This window comes from Synechococcus sp. R55.7 (assembly GCF_047461955.1).
GTDB lineage: Bacteria > Cyanobacteriota > Cyanobacteriia > Thermostichales > Thermostichaceae > Thermostichus.
This window is the reverse complement of record NZ_JANSIC010000122.1, coordinates 1-4,404: the sequence shown is the minus strand read 5'-3', so window position 1 is coordinate 4,404 and position 4,404 is coordinate 1. Positions and strand designations below refer to the sequence as shown.

The window sequence follows — 4,404 nt, the reverse complement described above, 5'->3', positions numbered from 1 at the left end:
ACCCTGCTGATGCGACCGGGAGGCTTTGGGCCGGGCTTGTGGGAAAGGGGGGTGCCTCTGCTATAGTATCGTCAGTTGCATTTCGGATCCCAAGTGGTGGGATCCCCCTGGCAGGTAGGGTCAGGGCAGGCTTCGAGATGTCTTTGCGCTCTTGCGAGAGTTGACGTTGCGTTGAGCTTTCTCGGTGTGATCCTGCCCTTAGCCTGCGTGAAGCGTTTTCTCTTTTTTATGCTTTCCTGTGCAACGTTAAGCCTGACGTTTAATCACAGAAAACTTCTCCTGCTCTCGAGTTTGGGTTTATCTGTAGTAAGACCTGTATTCAGATTTTCCCGATGGGTTGACGGTTTCCTGTTCGCCCTGGCGCGGCTTCTCAAGGTGCCGTTGCCCTCTTCATTTGGTTAGCGGACGGGGAAACAGAAGATTGCTAGATCTGGACAATTAGCAGGGCCGAGGTTGTCTTCACTTCCTTGGGCTTTGGCTTAAGTTTTCCTTTCCCCGGGTATCTCTTGCAAAGTTGCCCGATGTTGGCGATGGCAACAGGATAGTCTGTTTAGCCTGCTGTTAGGTTTTCTGGATTCTCTGAGTTGGGTTGATGGGCTGGCCCGCGGCATGGCGAGCGAAGGGATCCCTTTGACCTTTCTCAGCAGACTTCTCCCTATTTTTTCCTAGCTCAGCTCAATCATTTTCCAACTGAAGAATTCAAGGTTATTGCTGTGGTTTGTGAAGTTTCTCCCAGTTTGGATCGACATAGCCAGTCGAGTGAATCTGCTTTGCTTGGCCAGGCTTCATTGTCCCAAGGCCACCCCTTGGATCCCCTCAGTGCTGAGGAGATGCGGCAAGTGGTGCAGATCCTGCGCCGGCAACGGCCCCTCAGTTCTCAGGGGCGCTTTGTAACCATCCAGCTACACGAGCCGGAGCGGCCTTGGATGGAAGCGTGGCAGCCGGGGCAGCCGTGGGATCGGCAGGCTTTCGTGGTGCTGTTGGATCCGGCCAGTGGCAACACCTACGAAGCCGTGGTCTCTCTGTCAACACAGCAGGTGCGCTCTTGGCAGCTCGTTCCGGGCGTGCAGCCCCCTCTGCTCGACGATGAGGTGTACGCCTGCGACCGCCTGCTCAAGGAGGATCCCCAATTTTTGGCGGCTCTGCAGCGGCGGGGGATTGCCGATGTGGATTTGGTGATGGTGGACTACTGGACGGTGGGCTACTTTGGGATCCCGGAAGAAGAAGGGCGGCGGCTGGTGCGAGGCTTTTGTTTCCTACGTACTTCCCCTTGCGACAACGGCTATGCCCGCCCCATCGAGGGGCTCTACCCCTGGATTGACCTCAACCGCATGCAAGTTGTCAAGGTGGAGGATCGGGGTCTGTGGCCCTTGCCGCCGGAGTCCGGTAACTTCGACGAGCTGTTTTTCAAAGATTTTCGCCAAGACTTGAAGCCGCTAGAAATCACTCAGCCCCAAGGGGTGAGCTTCCAGGTGGACGGCCACCACATCCGCTGGCAGAAGTGGGATCTGCGCATCAGCTTTAACCCGCGAGAAGGGCTCGTCCTCCACCAGGTGAGCTACGAGGATCAAGGCCGCCTTCGCCCCATTCTCTACCGCGCCTCGGTAGCCGAGATGGTGGTACCCTACGGGGATCCGCGGGATCCCCACTGTCGCAAAAATGCCTTTGATGTGGGGGAATACGGCATTGGCATGCAGGCCAATTCCCTGCAGCTGGGCTGCGACTGCTTGGGAGAGATCTACTACTTCGATGCCTGGTTGCCCACCAACAGCGGCGAGCCCATGCTTTTGAAAAATGCCGTCTGTATGCACGAGGAGGACTTTGGGGTGCTCTGGAAGCACACCGACTGGCGCACGGAACGGGCGCAGGTGCGGCGCTCGCGGCGGTTGGTGCTTTCCTTTTTCACCACCATTGGCAACTACGACTACGGCTTTTTCTGGTACTTCTACCAGGATGGCACGCTGGAGTTTGAAGCCAAGCTCACCGGCATCATCAACACTTGCGCCACGTTGCCGGGGGAAGAGCCGGAGTTTGGCGTCTTGGTGGCACCCCAATTGTCTGGCCTCAACCACCAGCACTTTTTCACTGTCCGCCTCGATATGGCGGTGGATGGGCCGTGCAACTCCCTCTATGAAGTGCATGCAGAACCTCTGCCTCTGGGGCCGGATAACCCCCATGGCAACGCCTTTCGCGCCCGCTCCACCCTGCTCAAAACCGAGCAGGAGGCTAAGCAAACGGTGGATCCCTTGCGGGGCCGCTATTGGAAGATTGTCAACCCCAATCGCCACAACCGCCTGGGACAGCCGGTGGCCTACAAACTGATGCCGGGGGAAAACGTCCAGCTTTTGGCCCACCCCGACTCTTGGCTGTACCGACGGGCAGGATACCTGGCCCACCACCTCTGGGCCACGCCCTACCATCCCGGCGAGAAGTTCCCAGCAGGGGACTACCCCAACCAACACCCCGGTGGCGAAGGGCTGGTGCAATGGACGCAAGCGAACCGATCCCTGGAAAACACCCGCCTGGTGCTCTGGTATAGCTTTGGCTGCAATCACTTCCCCCGCACCGAGGACTGGCCAGTGATGCCGGTTAGCTACATCGGCTTTATGCTCAAGCCCCTGGGCTTCTTTGAGTGCAACCCAGCTCTGGATGTGCCTCCTCCCCCGCCGAAGACCAAAGGCTGCTGCAGCTTTATTGACTACCCCCCTGCCTAGAGGGCGAGGATTCTTTCAAGTGCGAACAGCTTGGGCGCGACAGGAGTGAGAGGGGAGGCACTCTTCGCCCACGGGGCTTGAGACCTGGTTTCTGGGTCACCGTAGCAGGTGCCTTCCATTGCTCAGCCCCGGTCTTTGGTGCTGGGCAAAAGCTCTGCTCAGATCTGCTCAGATTGAGAGTTCACAAGCTGCTGCGAATCACAAACGAGTAGTTGCTGCCCGGTTCCAGCAGATAGTCGGATTTTTCCAGAAAGCGGCTCAAGGGCTCGCAAATCAAAGCCCGCCCCACAGAAGGCTCCACTCTGAGTTCCCCGGCCCGAAAGCGCCAGCAAAAGCGCCAAACCCAACCATTGGCATTGACTTCCCCCTCAATGGCACCCTCTTGCCAAGAGCGGCGGGTAATTTGGATGTGGGCAGTGGTCTGAGGCAGTCGGCTCATCCGGCATCTCCCGACGGGATCCCTTGTAGGGTAGCGCGTGGCTCCCTCGCTGCCGCCAGCAGATCCAGCATGGGGAGTGAGGTATCAGAAGCTCAACCCGTGGGGAGGGATCCCGTACACAGGGTCAGTTCTTTCGATCTTCTGAGAGCGGCTGCAACAAACCCCCCAGGGTAGGGGGGCTGTTTCCTGGGCTCCTGCTGTAGGAAAAGCTGGCCAGAAGCTAGCGAGCGGCAGTTGCAAGGGTCTTCGAGGATTTTTTCTCTGGCTTTTCAGCCGCAACCTCTGCTAACAAAGCTCGCAGGCTGGGAAAAAGGAAGTGGTTCTCCTCGACATATTGCGCGCCGAACAACCCCTTCTCCGCCCAAAAAAACCGATCAACGGTATGCTCATTTCGCCGCACCAAAATCAGCGCGGGGGGCTGAATAGACTTTTCCTGAATATACTTTCGAGCAGCGGTTACAGACTTCTCTTCACCACTGTCCAGATTAAATTGAGGAATGTGATCTAAAATTTTGCGCCCTTCCAGACGACGGCGACTCTTACGCTTTCTTCTCCTAACCAATGTAAGCCTCCTGTAGAAGGATGACCGAACAACCGCAACCGCAAAGAATATATCAGCGCTGCTTAAGAAAAGCAATAACTTTTACCCATTTTTGTTATCATTTTTTACAAAGGCAATAAAGACAGCAGCCGCCCTCAAAGCCCTTGAAGGGTTACTTATGGACGCGCCCAAAAAAATCTAATCGGGAACCTTTCTCCGAACAAAAAATCCTCCAACAATCGCCTGCAAAGAGAGCTGGCGATTGGGCGTTTGCTAGGTTGACTGCTGATATTGATAGGGGATCCACGGGCTCTGACACCTGCGAAGAAAGTCAGATGCCGATGTGGGAGATCCGCATCAAATCTGGCCCCTAGCCTAACATTAACAAAAACGATACTCAACAGAACATATACCTAAGCTCAGCTTCAAGACAACCCCCTCTGGGCTGAAGTGCTAAGTCAATTGCCAATGCTGCAAGTCTGGAGCTGCTCAACCGAGGAGAGAAAGGGGCACTCCGGTGCCGGGCTACCGTTGAACAGCGCATGTAAGACTGTACAACCAACTTCTTGTTTCTACAAGAGATCCACTGCAGATCCCCAGCATGTCCACACAGCCCTTTCGCGAGTTCATCCTGGGAGCCCTGGAGTGAGGAGTTCTGGTACCGTAGGGATTGGATAGATCCCGCGCCAGGTGACCGGCAAGCTGGAATG

At 56.2% G+C, this 4,404-nt stretch carries 3 protein-coding genes; 1 reads left to right on the top strand and 2 read right to left on the bottom strand.

Translation table 11 applies throughout. The features are described from left to right. The first annotated feature begins 788 nt into the window (after positions 1-788). Positions 789-2,714 (top strand): primary-amine oxidase, encoded by a 1,926-nt coding sequence (locus tag NW820_RS07865; RefSeq protein ID WP_414407164.1) that lies wholly within the window; start codon positions 789-791, stop codon positions 2,712-2,714. 181 nt (positions 2,715-2,895) lie between these two features. On the opposite strand, the gene NW820_RS07860 is transcribed toward NW820_RS07865, so the two are convergent. Together NW820_RS07860 and NW820_RS07855 are read right to left on the bottom strand one after the other, a co-directional pair. Continuing rightward, positions 2,896-3,153: a DUF3146 family protein gene (locus tag NW820_RS07860; protein ID WP_414329773.1), complete on the bottom strand. Its 258-nt coding sequence runs from the start codon at positions 3,151-3,153 to the stop codon at positions 2,896-2,898. Positions 3,154-3,373: 220 nt separating this feature from the next. After that, positions 3,374-3,715 (bottom strand): DUF3155 domain-containing protein, encoded by a 342-nt coding sequence (locus NW820_RS07855; RefSeq protein WP_049749658.1) that lies wholly within the window; start codon positions 3,713-3,715, stop codon positions 3,374-3,376. Positions 3,716-4,404 lie beyond the last annotated feature (689 nt).

Bases quoted from the DNA above. Each gene is read 5' to 3' on its own strand.
- NW820_RS07860 (WP_414329773.1), bottom strand. From the start codon at position 3,153: ATGAGCCGACTGCCTCAGACCACTGCCCACATCCAAATTACCCGCCGC.